We start from the raw sequence: 20,731 nt of genomic DNA on the forward strand, positions 1-20,731 counted from the left end.
TTATAATGTGACAGACCGTCAGGCTTTTCACTTATAGGAGCGAAGTGCATTACGTCCTAGAACAACGCCAGCCCCGAGGATCCCACCCAGTAGCACAGCAAGAAAGAGAGTTATTCCCTTTTTCGGGCTGTCACGATGGACGGGGAGATTAGGCTTCATTACATATCGATAAACATGCACCGTATCAGGATTCACGTTCAGCTTTTCAATATCCAGTAAGTTCTGCTTGGTCTGATAGTAAGCAGGAGAGAAGACCAGCGGACGAGACGCTTCGTTATCAATCATCGATTTCAGCGCTTCGCTTCCTAGCAGGAACATCGTTTCCTGGGTCACATCCTGGGTTTGCTGTATCTGCGGTGAGTTGATTTTCGCCGCCTCCGCATTTTTTAACGCCTCTGCGATCTGCTTGATACGAAGATCTTTTTGCTCCTGAGCAACCTTCTCCTGGTTTTCAAGTGAATCGTTTATTGTTGTGATCTGCTGCTTGATGTTGTCCTTGAGGTCAATAGAGAGCTCTTTCGCCGTTTGCTCATCTACCTGCTGGATATACTGCGCCAACTGTTTTTGCGCGGCTTCTGCAGATTCCCCAGTATATGAAACACTTAGTGGCAAAGGTTGACCTTTCACTGTTGGTTCAATAGTCAATTTTTCAGGAATTTGCTGGTTTTCAAGTGCCTGAGATAATGCAGAGAAAGAAGAGTTGAAGCGGTTTATTGCACGCATCTGAACATCAAGAATTGATGGTGCCGCTCCACCATAAAGAATGTTCAATGCACTAGAGTAGGTTGCTATTTGGGCTGCATCCGGCTGAGCAATGACGGCTGAAGAGGTCCATTTCTCTTTAGCGACAAAAAGGTAAGAGCCTGCGAGAACGATAGACAAGGCGATAAAAGCGCCGATTACCCATTTACCGCGCCACAGCTGTAGCATTAAATCTATTAAATCAAATTGCTCCGGGACATTGCTGCTATCAGCCGGCGTATTGTTGTATTGCGTCATACAATCCCTAACAGATGAAAAAGGGCAAAAACAAACATGTTCACATAGTGTATCTGTTGCCAGCGATTTTTCTATCAGAATCCGATGAGTTATATCGGAAAGATGGGTTATCTAACTCGCGGTCAACGCGCTATCATATAGCAATTCTGATGCCTCAGGCATCGACAAGTTACAAAAAGTAATGAGGGAAGATATGAAATTTTTGGTTACGGGCGCGGCAGGGTTTATCGGTTCTCATGTCAGCAAACGCTTACTGGACGCCGGACACCAGGTCGTCGGGATTGATAATCTCAATGACTACTATGATGTGAACCTTAAGCTGGCACGTCTGGACTTGCTCAAATCCAGGAATTTCTCCTTCCATAAGATGGAGTTAGCCGATCGTGAAGGGATGGCGACGCTATTTGCCAGCGAGAAGTTTGATCGCGTTATCCATCTGGCTGCACAGGCAGGGGTTCGTTATTCTCTTGAAAACCCACACGCCTATGCGGACGCCAACCTGGTGGGTCACCTCAACGTGCTGGAAGGGTGTCGTCATAACAAGGTACAGCACCTGCTGTATGCCTCATCAAGCTCCGTTTATGGTCTGAACCGCAAGATGCCGTTCTCCACTGACGACTCCGTAGACCACCCGGTGTCACTGTACGCGGCGACCAAAAAAGCCAATGAGCTGATGTCGCATACCTATTCCCATCTGTATAACCTGCCGACTACAGGTCTGCGTTTCTTTACCGTATATGGCCCGTGGGGCCGTCCGGATATGGCGCTGTTTAAGTTCACCAAAGCGATGATTGAAGGCAAAAGCATCGATGTTTACAACTACGGTAAGATGAAGCGTGACTTCACTTACATTGACGACATCGCTGAAGCCATTATTCGTCTGCAGGATGTTATTCCACAGGCCGATGCAGACTGGACCGTCGAGACCGGTTCCCCGGCAACCAGCTCCGCGCCTTATCGCGTTTACAACATTGGTAACAGCTCTCCGGTCGAGCTCATGGATTACATTACGGCGCTGGAAGAAGCACTCGGCAAAGAAGCAGAGAAAAACATGATGCCGATTCAACCGGGTGACGTGCTGGAAACCAGCGCGGACACGAAAGCGTTATATGACGTTATTGGCTTTAAACCGCAGACCTCAGTCAAAGACGGGGTGAAAAGCTTTGTCGACTGGTATCGCGCTTTCTACAAGGTCTGAAAATAAAAAACCCGGCAACATGGCCGGGTGTTATTTGCGCGTTAGAAGCTATCAATCGCTTCCGAACAGATCACGGGTATAGACTTTATCCGCCACGTCCGCCAGCTCTTCCGCCATGCGGTTAGAAATGATCACGTCCGCTTCCTGCTTGAATGCATCCAGATCGCGAATCACGCGGGAGTGGAAGAACTCATCTTCCTGCATCGCTGGTTCATAAATAATAACCTGAACCCCTTTCGCCTTAATACGCTTCATGATGCCCTGAATAGAAGAGGCACGGAAGTTATCGGAACCGCTCTTCATGATCAGACGATACACGCCGACGACTTTAGGCTGACGCGCAAGAATAGAATCTGAGATGAAATCTTTACGCGTACGGTTAGCGTCAACGATCGCCGAAATCAGGTTGTTCGGTACAGCCTGATAGTTGGCCAGCAATTGCTTCGTGTCTTTTGGCAGGCAATAACCGCCATAGCCAAATGACGGGTTGTTATAGTGGTTACCGATACGCGGATCGAGACAAACGCCTTCAATAATCTGACGGCTGTTCAGACCAAGGCTTTCTGCGTAGCTGTCCAGCTCGTTAAAGTAGGCAACGCGCATGGCAAGGTAGGTGTTGGCAAAGAGCTTAATCGCTTCTGCTTCAGTGGAGTCGGTGAACAGTACCGGAATATCCTTCTTAACGGCACCTTCCTGAAGCAGTGCGGCAAAACGCTCTGCGCGCGCTGAACGCTCGCCAATAACGATACGAGAAGGATGCAGGTTATCGTACAGCGCCCTTCCCTCACGCAGGAACTCTGGCGAGAAGAAGATATTATCAATACCGAACTTCTCTTTAACAGATTTTGTGAAACCTACCGGAATAGTCGATTTAATAACCATCACCGCTTTTGGATTAATCGCGATAACGTCTTTGATCACCGCTTCCACCGTAGAGGTGTTGAAGTAGTTGGTTTTTGGATCGTAGTCCGTTGGTGTCGCGATGATAACGAAATCCGCATCACGATAGGCGTCTTCTTTATCGGTGGTTGCACGGAAATTCAGCGGCTTGTTCGCCAGATACTCCTGGATCTCTTTATCGACGATCGGGGACTTCTTCTGGTTAAGCATGTCCACTTTGGCCTGCACGATATCCAGCGCAACCACTTCGTGGTTTTGAGCAATCAGTATGCCGTTTGAGAGACCGACATAGCCTGTTCCGGAGATGGTTATTTTCATTCGTTCAACTTCTTCAAGTTTGAGTTTCAGGAGGCGTCAGTACACCACCGCAATAAACAACTGTTGAGGTTTTTACCTCTTATGTTGAGCGGCTGTCAAGGCAAACGCCCGGCCAGGGAATTGAGAAAATGCAGTGGTTTAGAAGGGATTAAAAGGCTCTTGTCCGGCAAAGCGAGTCCACATGGGCAAAAGCGCGATAAAAAAAGCCCGGTGAGATTCACCGGGCCCTGCTTTCTGACGACGTTAAATCAGATTAATCCAGCCATTCGGTGTGGAACACACCTTCTTTATCAGTGCGTTTGTAGGTATGCGCACCGAAGTAGTCACGCTGAGCCTGAATCAGGTTGGCAGGCAGAACGGCAGCACGGTAGCTGTCGTAATAGGCCACTGCAGCGGAGAAGGTTGGAACCGGAATACCGTTCTGTACAGCGTAAGCAACCACGTCACGCAGCGCCTGCTGGTATTCGTCTGCAATTTTCTTGAAGTATGGTGCCAGCAGCAGGTTCGCGATACCTGCGTTTTCCGCATAGGCATCAGTGATTTTCTGCAGGAACTGCGCACGAATGATGCAGCCCGCACGGAAAATCTTCGCGATTTCGCCGTAGTTCAGATCCCAGTTGTTTTCGTCTGATGCCGCACGCAGCTGAGAGAAGCCCTGTGCGTAAGAAACGATTTTGCCCAGGTACAGTGCGCGACGCACTTTCTCAACGAACTCAGCTTTGTCGCCGGCTGGTTTGGCCTGCGGGCCAGACAGCACTTTGGATGCCGCCACACGCTGCTCTTTCAGAGAAGAGATATAACGCGCGAATACGGATTCGGTGATCAGAGACAGCGGTTCACCCAGATCCAGAGAGCTCTGGCTGGTCCATTTACCGGTACCTTTGTTTGCTGCTTCATCCAGAATCACATCAACCAGGTATTTACCTTCTTCATCTTTCTTGGTGAAGATATCTTTGGTGATGTCGATCAGGTAGCTGTTCAGCTCGCCTTTGTTCCACTCGCTGAAGGTCTCGGCAAGTTCTTCGTTGGAGAGGTTCAGGCCGCCTTTCAGCAGCGAATACGCTTCAGCGATCAGCTGCATGTCGCCGTATTCGATACCGTTGTGAACCATCTTCACGTAATGGCCTGCACCGTCTGCGCCGATATAGGTCACACACGGCTCGCCATCTTCCGCGACAGCGGCGATTTTAGTCAGGATAGGTGCGACCAGCTCGTACGCTTCTTTCTGGCCACCAGGCATGATGGATGGGCCTTTCAGCGCACCCTCTTCACCACCGGAAACACCGGTACCGATGAAGTTGAAGCCCTCGGCAGACAGTTCACGGTTACGACGGATGGTGTCCTGGAAGAAGGTGTTACCGCCATCAATAATGATGTCGCCTTTGTCCAGGTAAGGTTTCAGGGAGTCGATAGCAGCATCGGTACCTGCACCCGCTTTCACCATTAACAGGATACGACGAGGCGTTTCCAGGGACTCAACAAACTCTTTAACCGTATAGAAAGGAACCAGTTTCTTACCTGGGTTCTCAGCGATGACTTCTTCGGTCTTATCACGGGAGCGGTTGAAAACGGAGACGGTATAACCACGGCTTTCGATGTTGAGCGCCAGGTTGCGCCCCATCACTGCCATACCGACAACGCCGATCTGTTGCTTGGACATTACATACTCCTGTCAGGTGTGGTCACCGCGACTTATGCGCGGCTTGAATGTTTGATCAATGTTAACTCAGGTTACTGGCCAATGTGTAGTGGAAGGTGTCATTGATAGAAGATAATCATTCAATACGCCGTAGTCATTAAGCAAATAGATATGTTCTTTTTAATATACTATAAGGAGTCAATAGCAATATGAGCCCTTTTAGTGAAAATACTGAAGCCAGCGAGAGAAAAGCATAGCGCATACGATGCACAAAAGAGGTTGATGCGGAAGATAACGCAACGCGAAAATAGAGATTCGCCATAAAATGTCTGCGCGCATCATTATTTATTAAGCTGCTGTACTTATTCAGCAAAATCTGCCCCGTTTCAAGATATTTCCTGAAATTGGAGCTAATTTGGTTTTTATTGCTATGCACTGTGTAAATAACAGTTGCGCTGCTGTCATGCTGAATCTTACAAAGTTGCGACATTCTTATCCAGAGATCATAATCCTGCATACAGGATAATGCCTCATCAAATTTACCTGCAGCAGTAAAAAATTTCTTGCGTAGTAAAACACGTGATGTAGAGCCGATAACATTACCTTTGGTAAATAAAGCCTCAGTAAAGTCAGAATATTCACGCGGATAGACTGTTCTGCGAACCCTATTGAGCTCGGTGCTCAGGACAATTTTTATCCCAGTAAAAACAAGACCAACCTCATCATCCGCTAACAAAATATCCAATCGATTTTGAAATGAATCAACCTCCACGGCATCATCGTCATCCAGAAGAAAGATATTTTCCGTTGAAGTCAGTTCAATACCACGATTACGGGAATAATTCGCTCCTAAACTCGAAGGATTATTCTCTATGACCACATTAATCTTACCAAAAGAAATATCGGTCAGTTCTGGTTTTTCCCCGCCATCATTGACAATAATAATCTCGTTTGGCAGCAATGATGATTTGACAATGCTTTCAACTGCTCTTCGTAAAAAATCCAATCTGTTTTTTGTTGTAATGACTACTGAAAACATTAGCCTTCCTCATTTACAGCAATAAAGTAGTAGGGTTAGCGCATATTACGATACATAAATCGCATAAATGAAACTGGCAATAAATGGAAAATGACCCTGGATGTTATCAACATAACATTTTTCAATGTGAGCATTTTCAAAAGCATCATATATTTAACACGCAACTTAACTTCACTGATTGATTTTTTGAAACCGCGACGTCGAAGAATTGTATCTTCAGTTAATCTGTAATCCAGCAAAACTTTGTCTACGTTACCAAGTTTAAAGCCAGCGTCGATTAATGCAAACCACAGTGCCATATCTTCGGTGTAAGTGGTATGAGTTGGATAGCGGTGGCCATTTTCGAACACGCGGCGGCGAAACATAACTGTAGGGTGAATGAAAGGACACCTGGCAATACTGAATTTCACCAGATCTTCATGGGCCTTAGGCAGACGTTTCTCAGTTAAAGCGTAAGTACTCCCAAACTCCTGACAAAAAGTTCCACATATATCGATCTGCGGATTTTTCTCCAGATACGAGACTTGTTCAGACATTCTCTCTGGACGAGAAATATCATCACTATCCATCCTGGCAATATAAATATAATCGCCCTGCAAAACCTCGTTAATAAGCGTATTAAGCCCATGTGCAAGACCTTTGTTAACGAGACAGGATGTTAATTTGATCTGACGATTATCAACATAATCTTGTATAACACTCGTCAATGCTAAAGGTATTTCACCATCCTGATAAACAAAAATATCGCATGGATAGGTCTGATTAATCAGACTATCTAATGCCACTCTTAATGCTTCCGGGTCATCAGATTTATAAATAGACATAATTACTGCAAGTTTACCGGCCATTCTATTACCTGATAGGTTGTATCTGTTTTCGTCCCACATTAAAAACTTGCAATGTCATAATGACGAAAATAAAAACTAATAAAGATTGGATATAATTTATAAATGGTATAAACCAGCCATGGCACACCAAAAATAGACACATTAACCATGTCAATGTTAAGAAATAACGATTTGCCATCAATTTTCGGGAAAGGAAAATACTTAAGAAAACAAAAACGAGCATTAATGTGTATACAAGAACACTATAAAACCCAAAGAAAGGTATATATCCCAGAAAACTAATATGTGAAGACCAGGTGTCTTGCCCATTTATAGCAGTAGCCATAAAATCTTGGGGGGATAACCCACCGGCAAATAGATTCTCTCCAAAAACACGTCTAAGCACCGCATCGATAAACCAATATGAAGAGAGAAAACTATAACCACCATTAACAGCACTGCTGTAAGAGTAAGTTAAAGAATCCCACTGTTCCATAATAAATTGAATATTGGCAACCATTTGAAAGCGTTCAATACTTTTAAAGAAGAAATCAAAATACATCGCCGTCGCACCATCACCAAGATTATTTTGGAAAGTACTTACTAAGGCAACGTTTTGTCTTCCGCTACTTACAATTGCATATTTTAAAAATCGAATAATTGGGTAGATCAACAATCCGAGGGCAGTTAATGTGAATAATTTTTTCGCTGTCACTCTAATGTTTTTTAACTGGAGCGAGATTATAAACAATGCAAATAATGTTAAAATATTAATTGTTTGAGCGCTAACAATAACATACACAACATATAATAAGACGTTTAACAAAACTACCTTATTTAGTCTGGAACCGATTACTCGATAGAACAGATAGATCAGTGCAAAATTCACTGGTTGAAATATTGAAATTAGGAAAAAATAAATTTTTGAACTTCCATCAGGTTCATCAAGTTTTAATCCTGAGATCCCGACATTTAAGTTTATCGCTGCATGTATAGATAAACACAGCAGTAGAACAACAAAGTAGTCCAATGTTTTATTTTTGCAATATGATATTTCTCTCACTCTTACCCTTTCAAAAAAAGGAAAAATGAGGGACTGGATCATGTAGAAAATGACAAAAACTAGTAATATGGCGATAATCATTAAAGCAGGTTCGGTTGGATACTCCCCCTGGAAATCACCACCTAAATTACCATCATAAATAAAATAAAACCCACAAACAACATTAAAAAAAAGATAGATCGTCAAAAAATACCTTCTGATTAATGAGGCTCGTTCTTGCTCATGATAAAACATATTGGTTAAGCCTCAAATAAGCGTTTCCATTTTTCAGCAATCATTTCAATTTTGAAGCGATTTAAATATTCTGAACATTTATCAGACATATCTTCCCTTAGTGATTCATTATCTAAAAGTAGAGACAATTTACTGATAAACTGTTCTTCATCTCCATCATTAACTAAATAGCCAGTCTGACCATCCACGATGACTTCAGCGGGGCCACTAACATCATATGCCAAAGCAGGAATTCCAAACGCTTGGGCTTCAATGAGAACCATAGCCAGCCCTTCATGGTAAGATGTCATTAATATAAGTTGGCTATCATTATAAATAGTACTAATGTCAGATGTAAAATCTGATATTGTGACATTTTTTAATTGTGTATTAGTAATCCTGGTATTTAAAGTATCTTTAAGTGGTCCATTTCCAATAATTTCAAGAGAAAAAGGGGTATGAGGATTTTTCTTAACAAATTTTTCCCAGATATCTAAAAGTCTATCGAACCCCTTAACTTGCACTAACCTTCCGACAGCAATGATTCGCTGACGCCGTTCATTATAAGGACAAGTTGTGATCTCTTCTGAGTATGGAGATGGATTAGGGATTATATTTACTTTTGTATTATTCCAAGCTCGAGCATCAGTAGAGGTTAAAACGACAATTGCATCAGCAAACAATCTTGATAGACTTCTACCTAAGCGTGCCCAAAGAGGTTTTCTATCGAAACTGGTGTGATCGCAGCAAATGTATTTGATTCTGTTGAAATAGACCGGCAAAAAAGACCATATTACACTTTCCATACCATTAGCAATAAATATATCAAACTTCTCTTTTTTCATAAAAAGATAAAGGCTATAAATTGCTAAAAAAGTATTTACTTTTTTCAGTAATTTGTTTTTTGTTTCATTCTTGTTTATAAACGCCTTAAATTTAACTTTATCATTAAGTGCATAAGGCAATGATTTTATATCCTGATCATCTTTATAAAAAACACTTACAATCCATACTTCATGGTCTTCTACGAAATAGTTGGATAATTCAGTGATAACTCGTTGAATACCACCTTCGTCAGAAGCATCAGTCAGATAAAAACATATTTTTTTCATTTACCCATCCGACATTATTTATTTAGTAATGACTTTATCTTGTGAAAGTAGTAAAGAATATGAGGTACATGTTTTAGTTTCGAATAAAGCTTCTGCTTAGAAGATGAAGAGCGATGATAAAGATATGATTGTTCTAAAAACCGCTTAAATTGTATATATTCTTTTCTTAACAAGAATTTTGTGGCGATATCACAATATATTCTCGAGATACGAAGTTTGAAAATATCTTCATATTTTACAAAGTCTGAAAGACATATTTCTGTATACTTTATGATTTTTTTTTGTGTTTCTATGTTTTTAGTGAAATCTTTTTTTAGCTCACTTGACCATGAATTATCAGCAAACAGGCGATAAACTGACATAGTTGATGGTAAATAAATCCCATCACTATCTTTCATCGCGTATAATTCAATAAATAGATCGCCAACAGGCGCGTCTTCAAACCAACTGGGTAGCGTTGTCACGACCTCCTTTTTAAACATATAGGATGAGGTGGGTGAAAATTGTCCATTGGTATTTAGAACGTCTACTACAGAAAACCGTTGAACATTTTCACCTTTGAAAAAACGTTTTACACGACTATTATCAGGGCGAAGAGCATAAGCAGGATGAAAAGCGAATTTACAATCTGGATTTTTCATTAACAAATCGTATTGCTTTTGTATTTTATCCCTATCTAACCAATAATCGTCTCCTTCACAAAAGGCAATATAGTCGCCTTTCGCATTTGCAATCACATTTCTGATATTACCATTAGCGCCCAGATTCGTTTCACTCGTAATAACATTAATTATTCCAGGGAATTTATTTTTATATTCATTAATGATAGAAAGAGTATTATCAGTCCCCTTATCTTCGCCAATCAGTATCTCAAATGCAAAGTTTGTTTGTTGAGCCAGGAAACTGTCCAGTGCTTCTGCAATATATTTTTCATGATTATATGTAATGCAACAGATAGACACTTTTATTTCTGGATCTTTCCATTTCTTTTGAATAGCGTCCTGACTCTCTTTAAACATCATTTTTACCTGTATAACGCGTTAATTGTTTTTGCGTAATTGTTTCTCAAGCTCAAGGAGCTTGTCGTTCCGGTCTCGAATTTTGCGGGCAGGATTTCCGGCGTAAATCGATAACTTTTCACAGCTATGTTTTACTAATGAATGCGCACCAATTGCACAACCCTCATCGAGAATCACACCAGGTAAAACGATACTCCCGCTACCAACGATCACATGTTTACCCACAACAACCGCATCATGAGTAACGTTTGTAAAATCTGACGGCACCATCGGGTTACTCATATAATTACCTGAGTAGTCATCATTACTTGAATAAATCGAAACCCGCGAAGAAATATTTGAATAGTCCATCAATGTGATTCGGCCTGAGCCAATCAGAGAAGAATACACGGCGATATGAATATAATTCCCGATATACACGCCCCCCTCACCTGCAGAAATGACGCAGAAATCATCTATCCGAACATTGTTTCCGATATGGATTTTTGATGTACCATAGAAAGACGCTTTCGTTGAGATAAAAACATTATTTCCAACGGAGGCAAATCCCATCTGTTCAATTTCTTCACGGGTTAAGATAGCCATTTCTACCCTCGAATAACATTTATAATACGCGAGAAATCATCTTCACTTAATTCGTTGAAAATAGGTAAGCACAGTACCTTATCAGAGATAGCATTTGATAAAGGAAGATTCTCAACGGCTGCGGATTCAATTCCTCTGTACATTGGCATGTTACTAATCAACGGATAGAAATAACGACGGGAAAGAATGTCATTTCGTTTTAGTTCAAGATAAAGCTCATCCCTCGAAACACGGAATTCAGGTTCAATCAGTACTGGGAAATAAGAATAGTTACTGTTTGAATGTTCTGATGGTGCAGGAACAGTAATACCTTTGATACTCGACAGCACTTCACGGTAGGCCAGGTCAATTTTTTTACGCTGCTCAATGGCGCTGTTGATATGCTTGAGCTGAACCAGACCAAAGGCAGCGTTGATTTCACTCATTTTGCCGTTAATTCCAGGCGCCGTTACGGTGAGTTCATCCGCAATACCAAAATTCTTTAATCTGTCAATCCGCTGTTTAGTCTTGGCATCCTGACAAATAATCGCTCCGCCTTCAAATGTATTGAATACTTTGGTTGCATGGAAACTGAGGATTGACATATCACCAAATCTTAAAATGCTTTGGCCTTTGTAATTGACCCCAAAAGCATGGGCTGCGTCGTAAATCACGCGCAGTCCGTAATTGTCCGCAATCTCCTGAATAGCTTCAACATCACAAGGACTGGAATAACAGTGTACAGGCATGATAGCGGTTGTATTTGGCGTAATAGCAGCTTCGATTTTCTTTGGATCGATATTAAAGGTCTTAGGATCAATATCAACGAATACTGGCTTCAATCCATTCCATAAAATCGAATGACTAGTCGCAATGAAGGAATATGGCGTCGTGATCACTTCACCAGAAATACGAAGTGCCTGAAGAGCGGTAATGAGTGCGATGGTTGCATTATTAAAAAGAGATATGTACTCGACACCCAAATACTCACACAGTTCTTTTTCGAGTTGCTGATGGAAGGGACCATTATTAGTCAACCATTTATTATCCCAAATCTGTTCAAGATAAGGAATAAACTCGCTTAGTTCAGGAAGAAAAGGTTGAGTCACTGGTATATTTTTCATTTAGTTTTCTCTATTCTTTGATAGACAACACAATCTTAAATAATTTTCTTTGCGTGAGGTAAATCAAGACTACATATATACCAGGCGCTAAAGTTAACATTGTAACGATCTGCCAAACATCATGCGCCGTGAGATAGACCGCAATAACTTTGGCTATTAAACAAGAGACCATTGTAATCAACCAGATAGGCGAAATTTCTTTGAACTGACGCCATATCGTTAATCCGGTTAATTTTCCCGTATAATAAGTATTTAACAGAAGAGCTAAGTAAGAATGAATTAACAAGCCGACACACATGAGGTAAATACTATAATTCATTGTTACTGCTATGATACAAATACCTATGACTTTTTTGATAATTTCTAACTTCAGGAAAAGGTCGCTACGACCTTTGACCTGTAACACATTCAGGTTAATTGCATGAATGGGATAAAGCATATATGCCAAAGCCAGCACAGCGACAAGTTCCGCAGCCTCTTTCCATTGTATGCCTAAAACTAATTGCAATAATGGCTGAGCCAGAATAGCAACCCCAGCCATTAGCGGGAAAATAAATAATGCAGCCACTTTCATGGTCAACAAATAATACTCATCCATCTTATGTTGATCACTTTGCATATGACTAAACATAGGATAGGTGACGCGTTGAATAATGTTGGTCATGGTCATAGCAGGTATGCTGGATATTTGGTTAGCCTGAGTGAACTGCCCAACATTTTCTGCGTTAAATCTTTTACCAATAATAATTTGATAAAGATTATTATAAGCCGTATCTAACAGGCCAGAAATTAATAATTTCCCACCAAAACCAAACAGATAATCAAACGATTTTTTTGAAAAGCAAAAGACTGGAACCCAGCGAGTGATGAGATTAAGAAAAACAGCGCTGAACACGGCTGCGGTTAGCGTTTGTGCTACCAGAGCCCAAACGCCAAAGCCATTCCACGCCATAATCAAAGCAACGACTCCCCCCAGAACAACAGAGCAGATCGATGCTTTTGCTTGCGCTTTAAAATTCATCGAGACCGTCAAAATTGTTCTGGGAACCACTGAAAAGCTGTTCGCCATCAGTGTCAGACCTATCACTTTTGTCAATAAGGCTAATTCTGGTTGCTGATAGAACTCAGCGATGTAACCTGAGCTTATATAAAGTAAGACATAGAAGCAAAAGGCGACAATGATATTAAAATAGAATGCCGTAGAATAATCTACATCAGTCCGATCGGTCTTTCTTATCAGTGCTGAGCTAAATCCGCTATCAATAAAGACCTGACCTATCGCAATAAAGATAGCTAACATCCCGATGAGACCGAAAGCTTTTGGTCCTAAAAGACGCGCCAATATCAGCATCAGAATGAGCTGAACACCCTGTGAAAGAATTCTTTCGAGAGCGCTCCATTTTAGACCATTGACGGTCTTACTTTTAAGTTCAGACACTATGTATTACTTAATAAGTTGAGAAAGATACTGACCATAACCATTTTTTGACATTAAGGCCGCCTGCTTCAGCACGTCTTCTTTTGCCAGCCACCCGTTGTTATACGCAATCTCTTCCAGACATGCGACTTTAAAGCCCTGTCGGACTTCGATAGTTTCAACAAACTGTGCTGCCTGCAAAAGGCTTTCATGAGTGCCGGTATCCAGCCAGGCAAAGCCACGACCCAGCATCTCAACAACCAGATCGCCCTTCTCAAGGTACATTTGGTTGATAGAAGTGATTTCCAGCTCACCTCGTTCAGAGGGTTTAACTTTTTTTGCAAATTCCACGACTTCATTTGTATAAAAATACAGACCCGTCACGGCATAATTACTTTTAGGTTTAGCTGGTTTTTCTTCTATCGAGAGGACATTACGATTTTCATCAAATTCGACAACGCCAAATCGCTCTGGGTCTTTTACCTGATAACCAAAAACTGTTGCTTTTGTCGTTGCCCGAACAGCTGCCTCTTTTAATTTTGGCGAGAACCCCTGACCATAGAAAATGTTGTCTCCCAAAACCAGACAAACAGAATCGTTGCCGATGAACTCTTCGCCAATAATAAACGCCTGAGCAAGCCCATCAGGAGAAGGTTGAATAGCATACTGCAGGTTCAAACCGAGATTTGAACCATCGCCGAGAAGACGGATAAATCCTTCCTGATCTTCCGGGGTGGTAATTATTAAAATATCTCTTATACCTGCAAGCATTAAAACCGATAATGGATAATAGATCATCGGTTTATCATAAATAGGTAATAACTGCTTCGAGACACCCATCGTAATAGGATAGAGTCTGGTTCCGGATCCACCCGCTAAAATAATACCTTTCATTTATACTAACCCCAGACGCTCACGTTGATAACTTCCATCCTGCACTCGATTACACCATTTTTTATTATTCAGATACCATTCCACAGTCTTACGAATACCACTTTCAAAAGTTTCAACAGGCTTCCAACCCAGCTCAGCGGCAATCTTATGTGCGTCAATAGCATAGCGGCGATCGTGGCCTGGACGATCCGCAACATACGTTATCTGGTCGCGATAAGAACCCTCTTTAGGGACAATTTCATCCAGAAGATCGCATATGGTATGAACCACCTCGAGGTTTTTCTTCTCGTTATGACCACCGATGTTATAGGTCTCCCCCGGTTTACCCTGGGTAACAACGGTGTACAACGCACGCGCGTGATCTTCCACATACAGCCAGTCTCGGATCTGGTCGCCTTTGCCGTAGATAGGTAAGGCTTTACCTTCGAGCGCATTCAGGATCACCAGCGGAATCAGTTTCTCAGGGAAATGGTACGGGCCGTAGTTATTAGAGCAGTTAGTGACGATGGTCGGGAAGCCATAAGTACGCAGCCAGGCACGAACCAGATGATCGCTGGAGGCCTTCGAAGCAGAGTACGGGCTACTTGGCGCATAGGCCGTCGTTTCAGTAAACAGCGGCAAATCGCTTCCAGCCGGATGTTCATCAGGATGAGGCAAATCACCGTAAACTTCATCGGTCGAGATATGATGGAAACGGAATGCTTTCTTCGCGTTATCATCCAGAGTTGACCAGTACGCGCGAGCCGCTTCCAGAAGCACATAGGTGCCCACGATATTGGTTTCAATAAACGCAGCAGGGCCGGTAATGGAACGATCAACATGGCTTTCCGCTGCCAGGTGCATTACCGCATCGGGTTTGTGCTCAGCAAAAATACGATCCATAGCCGTCTTGTCACAGATATCCGCATGCTCAAAAGCATATCGATCGCTATCGCTGACTTCGGTAAGCGACTCGAGGTTTCCGGCATACGTCAGTTTATCCACGTTGACGACTTCGTCCTGGGTATTTTTAATAATATGCCGCACAACTGCTGAGCCGATAAAGCCGGCCCCGCCCGTCACAAGAATTTTCACGTTATCTGTTCCGTCTATTAAATATGTCGAGATACTGGCGCTCTGAAACCGTCTGTTTAATTGCGATCGCAGAAATTATGCACGCTACCGCCCCTGGCTTAACAGCTACCAGTGCACTGAGCGAAATTTGAAATTGGGTATTTTGTCTGGAATCAGACAAAAACTGGCGTTAATTGTCGTCCTAAACGACCTCAGAAACAAGCACAAATCGTTACAAATCTGGAGAGATTTGAATCAGATAAATCCATGTTATTATTAGAATTAATAACAAAAAACGGCAGTTATCATTTTGGTTATGCTGTCACATACCCAATGATAACTGCCGCTTACTCAAATCAGTTACGAAAATATCAGTCGTTTGCCAGCAGTTTCTCAATCCGGCTTCTGAACTTCGCCCCTTCCTTCAGGTTACGCAGCCCGTAGTTCACAAACGCCTGCATATAGCCCAGCTTCTTACCGCAGTCGTAGCTCTCACCGGTCATCAGCATCGCGTCAACAGACTGCTTCTTCGCCAGCTCGGCAATCGCGTCGGTGAGCTGAATACGGTCCCAGGCACCTGGCTCGGTTTTCTCCAGCTCGGCCCAGATATCCGCGTTCAGAACATAACGGCCAACCGCCATCAGGTCTGAGTCCAGCGTCTGTGGCTGATCCGGTTTTTCGATGAATTCCACAATGCGGCTCACCTGCCCTTCCGTCTCCAGCGCTTCTTTGGTCTGGATAACAGAGTACTCGGAGAGATCGCCTTTCATGCGTTTCGCCAGCACCTGGCTACGACCCGTTTCATTGAAACGTGCCACCATGGCCGCCAGGTTGTAACGCAGCGGATCCGCAGAAGCGGTATCAATAATGATATCCGGCAGCACCACGATGAACGGGTTATCACCCACAACCGGACGGGCACAGAGAATAGAGTGACCCAGACCCAGCGGCTGTGCCTGGCGCACGTTCATGATGGTCACGCCTGGAGGACAAATAGATTGTACTTCCGCCAGCAGCTGGCGTTTGACTCGCTGCTCAAGCAACGCTTCGAGTTCGTAAGAGGTGTCGAAATGGTTTTCTACCGCATTCTTTGAAGAATGGGTAACCAGGACGATTTCTTTGATCCCTGCAGCAACAATCTCGTCGACAATGTACTGAATCATTGGCTTGTCGACGATCGGCAGCATCTCTTTTGGAATGGCTTTTGTGGCTGGCAGCATATGCATGCCCAAGCCTGCTACCGGAATGACTGCTTTCAAATTAATCATTATATCTTCCACCTTAAAATGGTTGACGAATTATAGCTCTTAAACCTGTTTTCGCCAGCATGATTTGCCGTAATTCTCGGGTAATGTTACGCCCTGACCACACTAATTTCTGTAGTTGTAATCTGATTCGATCACAAATTCGTACCAGGAATAGTCTCAAAACTGACGCTTGTCGATTATCTGTGCGGAAGCGCAAAATTCAGCCGTTCAGTATTCACCACCTGCTGATCGACCCGGTCAATATCCACCGAACTTTGTCCTTTCTCATTCACTGCTTTAATGTTCGCCAGTGACAGCAGCGTCTCGTCTCTCGCCATGAATTTCCCCCGCACGTCCTTACGCAGGTCGAAATTGATCTTCAGGGCCGGGCCCACTGCGGCTTCCTGCATCACATTGATATTGCGCATAAAAAGATGCTGGGGCTTATTGTGCAGCTCCAGAGTAGCGCGCTGCATCTCAACGTTGGTAATCGCCACAAACGACGTCGCGTTACCGGATGAAATTTGTATTCCGCGCAGCTTATACGCAAGCTGGCGATTATCGAGATGGATATTGTTGAGTTTGAAGTTCTGCGGAATGGACAAATAATCGCCCTTTATCACCCCATAACCGATTAACATGCCGGCGCTATTGACCATGTCGACATTATCAATAATGAAATTATCACAGCCATAAATCGCTACCGTGGCGTTATCAATTCCCGCCTTTTTACTGAAGTCAGGGGTAATATTTTTGGCCTTTATATTGCGGATAACAAAATGTTTTCCGTTTTCGACGTGCACCAGCTGACGACAGTTACTGCCAGTGATGTTGGCCACCACGAAGTTTTTAACGGTTTGCTTCTCAGGATAGTCGTTATCGTAGGTGCTCCCGGCAAGACCAATGCCAATGCCCCAGTTGATCTTGCCGTTGGTGCAGTTGATGTTGTCGATCACATGGTCGGAAATCAGGATATTACGGTCATTGATGGCGACGTTCCACTCGATCGCATCGCCCTGCAGGTGGCTAAATTTGCTGTTGGTGATGCGGGCGCCGTCCACCTGGTTATGGAAACCCTGGCGCAGAATGGCATAGTTGGCCTGGCTCACACGGATGTTATCAATCACCAGATTGCGCATCACGCTGGGCTTCTTACCGCCGATGTAGATCTGCGTCACCGGACCAAACCCGCTCATCGCGAGTCCTTTGATTGCACAGTCAGAGCCGCGAACGTCCAGGGTGATATTTTCCGTGCGTCCCTCGCCCTCGCCAATGACCTTACTGCCCTCCTGCAGGACAAAGCGGCCCCGTCCGTTGCCGGTTAACGCCCCGCGGATCAGCAGCGTTTTCCCGTCAGGAATGAAAATGCCGGTATTGATGTTTTCGCAGGTCAGTCCCGCGGGGACCACAACCGTATCCCCTTCGGTAAACGCCTGCTTAAAAGCGGCGATCCAGTCGTTGTTATTGTACTGATTAACAGAAACCGTTCTTCCGCCTGCCGCCCGCGCGAGGCGGGAGGTCAGCAGCGGCGTGGCCGCCAGCGCGGAGAGAGAAGAGACAAAAGTGCGTCGGGTAATCTTTTTCAGCATACAACCTCGGCGTTACAACGTTTGCAGCAGGCTCGCTAACTGACGATTAATCACCTGCTGGTTAAAATCTGCCTCGACTTTTTGTCGGGCATTGTGGAGCACGGGCTCCAGCGCCTGCTGGTCGATGTCGCTGAAAGCGGCTAAGCGGTCGGCCAGCGCCATGGCGTTATTTTCCGGCACCAGCCAGCCGGAATAGTCAGACTGGATAAGCTCCGGGATCCCACTGTGCAGGGTCGATACCACCGGGATGCCGACGGCCATCGCCTCCATCAGCGCCACCGGGATGCCTTCCATGTCGCCATCAGTGCCCGTTACGGACGGCAGCAGGAAGACGTCCGCCTCATCGAGCATCGCCTTGACCTCGTGGCTCGGCTTAAAGCCCGGCATCTCGACAACATCTTCCAGCTGATATTGTTCGATAAGCGTGCGCAGACGACGCTCCCACGGGCCAATCCCGAGAATGCGATAGTGGAAATCTACCCCGCGCGCCTTCAGCTGGCGGCAGGCTTCAATCGCCACATGCAGCCCTTTCTTCTCGGTCAGGCGAGCAACGGAGATAATTTGCAGCGGTTTGCCCGGCACCTTCACCGGACGGCGGGTAAAGCGCGTGAGATCCACGCCCATGCGCGAAACGGTAATTTTCTCTCCCGGGCAGCCCATGTTTTTAAGGCGTCCGGCCCACAGTTCGCTGATAGGCAGCATCATGTCGCCGCGGCGGAAAAGCTGCTGATACTCCGGGGTGTAGTGGTTCAGCACTTCACGGCTGGAGATGTCAATGCCGTGGAAAATGGTCGCGATTTTCCCGTCGATCACCCCCAGTTCGCGCAGTTTCGCGGCGGTGACCCCCGCCGGGCCAAAGTGGGCGATAAACACATCCGCACGATAGGGCTGTGCCGTTTGCCCGCAGATGGCCGACAGGATCAGATTGCGCGACTCCGCGCCATAGCGGGAAATATTCAGCGCTCGCCAGGTCGACGGGCGATGGATCCCGCGTAAGGTCTGGCTGGCCCGGTGGCGCAGTTTGCTCAGCTTCCCGGACGGCTCATCCTGCAGCCAGCGGGTTTTCGCCTCCAGCTCGTACTGGGTATACGCCGCATGGGTGTTTTGGGTATCGCCCTTTTGCAGGGCGATGATCTCCACGTCATATCCCATATCGATAAACGCGGTGATTTGGTTCAGAACAAAGGTTTCAGACGACAGCGGAAATTTCAGTAAGAAGAAACCAACCTTCATTTCCCCTCCCGGACGCGGTCGAGTACCGATTTCACCATCCCCATCCCCTTCTCGCGCTCGGCTTTCACCGCCACGGCCAGGCGTTCATTGATGGCAGGCAACTGACCCAGCGTGTCCCCGACCATCGCGCCGAGCGAACCATCCAGCAGATGACGGATATCCACGGCCATTTCCGGCATACCGAGTTGCTGCATGATCCCGGCGGACTTGTGCTCATAGTTAATGGCAATCGCCGGCGTACCGAAGTTCATGGAGATAATCGCCGAGTGCAGACGAGTGCCCACCGTCAGGTCGCAGGCGGAAAGCAGCTTGCCCATCTCGAGGTCATTCAGTTCGTCCATCACCACGTGATAGCGGGACGGGTCATTGACCAGGCTGCGCAGGTTGAGCGCCACCATACGGTCGTCTTTGTTATAGCTGTCGATACCGGTGCAGGTGGAGAGCGCCAGCACCTGATATCCGCTGTCCAGTACGCGGTTCACCACGTCAGCGAACGCTTTCTCATACGCCGCCTGCGTGGTACCTAAACGTTTATCGAAGGGGGCCAGCTCGCGCAGGGTAATCGCGACGGTTTTCTGTTGCGCCGCCACGTCCAGCCAGTGCTGCACCGCGTAGCTTGCCTGGAAGCTCTCCTCCTGATGATCCACCAGCCAGGCGGTGTCCACGCCGTGCTCCACTCTGGAGGTGTCGATCTCGCTGCGCTTCATCATTTCAAGACTGACTGACTCGCGCAGGATCAGGGCATCGCAGTGGCCGAAAACGTAGTTTGCCAGCTGGTTAAATTGCGGATCCTGGAACGGCCCCACGCTGTGACCAATCATAAACAGCGGCTTTTTTGCCATGAACGTACACAGCGCATGTTCAAACTGCGGTACACCGTACAGATCGACGAAGAACGACCCCCCGACCTGAATAATCGCGTCATAGCCCGACAGCAGACGAACGAAATCGGTAAAGCCCTGGGCGATAGCGATGTTGCGCAGCTTGCCGGTATCGGTCACCCGGGAAAGCAGCACCTGGTGCTGGTAGCGACGACGCAGCACTTTCTTCACGCGCCCCATCACGCCTGCGGCGTTGTTATGCTGTTTCATCTGGCTGTAGAGCGGGTCGCCCATCACCGGGCGATTGAGTAACCAGGATGAGCTGACCGGATAACGGCTCATCACGTCCACTTCGGTCTCAGGCTTAAGGGTGTTAATCGCATCCAGTAAACCGCGCAGGATGGCGCTGTCGCCACGGTTGCCGCAGGTATGGTTGCCAAGAATTAATAATTTCATAATGGC

Annotated in this window: 18 protein-coding genes; 1 reads left to right on the forward strand and 17 read right to left on the reverse strand. The window is 45.3% G+C overall.

What is annotated here, in order from left to right:
- Nucleotides 1-27: 27 nt before the first annotated feature.
- Complete coding sequence (wzzB, locus tag SP99_RS14670) at nucleotides 28-999, reverse strand: LPS O-antigen chain length determinant protein WzzB (protein WP_047959036.1); 972 nt, start codon at nucleotides 997-999, stop codon at nucleotides 28-30.
- A 193-nt stretch (nucleotides 1,000-1,192) separates the two neighbouring features.
- Between wzzB and SP99_RS14675 the strand changes: the two genes are divergently transcribed.
- Nucleotides 1,193-2,197: an NAD-dependent epimerase gene (locus SP99_RS14675; RefSeq protein ID WP_047959037.1), complete on the forward strand. Its 1,005-nt coding sequence runs from the start codon at nucleotides 1,193-1,195 to the stop codon at nucleotides 2,195-2,197.
- 51 nt (nucleotides 2,198-2,248) lie between these two features.
- Here the strand turns inward: SP99_RS14675 and ugd are convergent, their stop codons facing one another.
- The 16 genes from ugd to wcaK form a co-directional block, all read right to left on the reverse strand.
- On the reverse strand, nucleotides 2,249-3,415 hold the full coding sequence (gene ugd, locus SP99_RS14680; RefSeq protein ID WP_047959038.1) for a UDP-glucose 6-dehydrogenase: 1,167 nt from the start codon (nucleotides 3,413-3,415) through the stop codon (nucleotides 2,249-2,251).
- Between the two features lie 253 nt (nucleotides 3,416-3,668).
- Nucleotides 3,669-5,075 carry an NADP-dependent phosphogluconate dehydrogenase gene (gndA, locus tag SP99_RS14685; RefSeq protein ID WP_025759323.1) on the reverse strand — a complete coding sequence of 469 codons (1,407 nt, stop codon included), beginning with the start codon at nucleotides 5,073-5,075 and terminating at the stop codon, nucleotides 3,669-3,671.
- Nucleotides 5,076-5,211: 136 nt separating this feature from the next.
- Complete coding sequence (locus SP99_RS14690) at nucleotides 5,212-6,093, reverse strand: glycosyltransferase family 2 protein (RefSeq protein ID WP_047959039.1); 882 nt, start codon at nucleotides 6,091-6,093, stop codon at nucleotides 5,212-5,214.
- A 35-nt stretch (nucleotides 6,094-6,128) separates the two neighbouring features.
- Nucleotides 6,129-6,941 (reverse strand): glycosyltransferase, encoded by an 813-nt coding sequence (locus SP99_RS14695; protein WP_047959040.1) that lies wholly within the window; start codon nucleotides 6,939-6,941, stop codon nucleotides 6,129-6,131.
- Between the two features lie 4 nt (nucleotides 6,942-6,945).
- Entirely contained in the window at nucleotides 6,946-8,217 is a 1,272-nt protein-coding gene (gene wzy, locus SP99_RS14700; RefSeq protein ID WP_047959041.1) for an oligosaccharide repeat unit polymerase, read from the reverse strand.
- Between the two features lie 5 nt (nucleotides 8,218-8,222).
- Nucleotides 8,223-9,308 carry a glycosyltransferase gene (locus SP99_RS14705; protein WP_047959042.1) on the reverse strand — a complete coding sequence of 362 codons (1,086 nt, stop codon included), beginning with the start codon at nucleotides 9,306-9,308 and terminating at the stop codon, nucleotides 8,223-8,225.
- Between the two features lie 14 nt (nucleotides 9,309-9,322).
- A complete protein-coding gene (locus SP99_RS23200; protein ID WP_082137915.1) occupies nucleotides 9,323-10,330 on the reverse strand; it encodes a glycosyltransferase family 2 protein in 1,008 nt (335 codons plus the stop codon).
- 18 nt (nucleotides 10,331-10,348) lie between these two features.
- A complete protein-coding gene (locus SP99_RS14715) occupies nucleotides 10,349-10,912 on the reverse strand; it encodes an acyltransferase (protein WP_047959043.1) in 564 nt (187 codons plus the stop codon).
- Nucleotides 10,913-10,914: 2 nt separating this feature from the next.
- On the reverse strand, nucleotides 10,915-12,015 hold the full coding sequence (gene vioA, locus SP99_RS14720; protein ID WP_047959044.1) for a dTDP-4-amino-4,6-dideoxy-D-glucose aminotransferase VioA: 1,101 nt from the start codon (nucleotides 12,013-12,015) through the stop codon (nucleotides 10,915-10,917).
- Between the two features lie 10 nt (nucleotides 12,016-12,025).
- Nucleotides 12,026-13,453 (reverse strand): lipopolysaccharide biosynthesis protein, encoded by a 1,428-nt coding sequence (locus SP99_RS14725; RefSeq protein ID WP_047959045.1) that lies wholly within the window; start codon nucleotides 13,451-13,453, stop codon nucleotides 12,026-12,028.
- Between the two features lie 6 nt (nucleotides 13,454-13,459).
- Nucleotides 13,460-14,326 (reverse strand): glucose-1-phosphate thymidylyltransferase RfbA, encoded by an 867-nt coding sequence (rfbA, locus tag SP99_RS14730; protein WP_047959046.1) that lies wholly within the window; start codon nucleotides 14,324-14,326, stop codon nucleotides 13,460-13,462.
- Nucleotides 14,327-15,400: a dTDP-glucose 4,6-dehydratase gene (gene rfbB, locus SP99_RS14735; RefSeq protein WP_047959047.1), complete on the reverse strand. Its 1,074-nt coding sequence runs from the start codon at nucleotides 15,398-15,400 to the stop codon at nucleotides 14,327-14,329. It abuts the gene before it with no gap.
- A 350-nt stretch (nucleotides 15,401-15,750) separates the two neighbouring features.
- Nucleotides 15,751-16,647: a GalU regulator GalF gene (gene galF, locus SP99_RS14740; protein WP_013097865.1), complete on the reverse strand. Its 897-nt coding sequence runs from the start codon at nucleotides 16,645-16,647 to the stop codon at nucleotides 15,751-15,753.
- 176 nt (nucleotides 16,648-16,823) lie between these two features.
- Complete coding sequence (gene wcaM, locus SP99_RS14745) at nucleotides 16,824-18,215, reverse strand: colanic acid biosynthesis protein WcaM (protein WP_047959048.1); 1,392 nt, start codon at nucleotides 18,213-18,215, stop codon at nucleotides 16,824-16,826.
- Nucleotides 18,216-18,227: 12 nt separating this feature from the next.
- A complete protein-coding gene (gene wcaL / locus SP99_RS14750) occupies nucleotides 18,228-19,448 on the reverse strand; it encodes a colanic acid biosynthesis glycosyltransferase WcaL (RefSeq protein WP_047959049.1) in 1,221 nt (406 codons plus the stop codon).
- On the reverse strand, nucleotides 19,445-20,725 hold the full coding sequence (gene wcaK, locus SP99_RS14755; protein WP_047959050.1) for a colanic acid biosynthesis pyruvyl transferase WcaK: 1,281 nt from the start codon (nucleotides 20,723-20,725) through the stop codon (nucleotides 19,445-19,447). The genes wcaL and wcaK overlap by 4 nt, the downstream gene beginning before the upstream one ends.
- Nucleotides 20,726-20,731: the final 6 nt, after the last annotated feature.

It is taken from the genome of Enterobacter sp. BIDMC92, assembly GCF_001030225.1.
Classification (GTDB): Bacteria; Pseudomonadota; Gammaproteobacteria; order Enterobacterales; family Enterobacteriaceae; genus Enterobacter; species Enterobacter sichuanensis.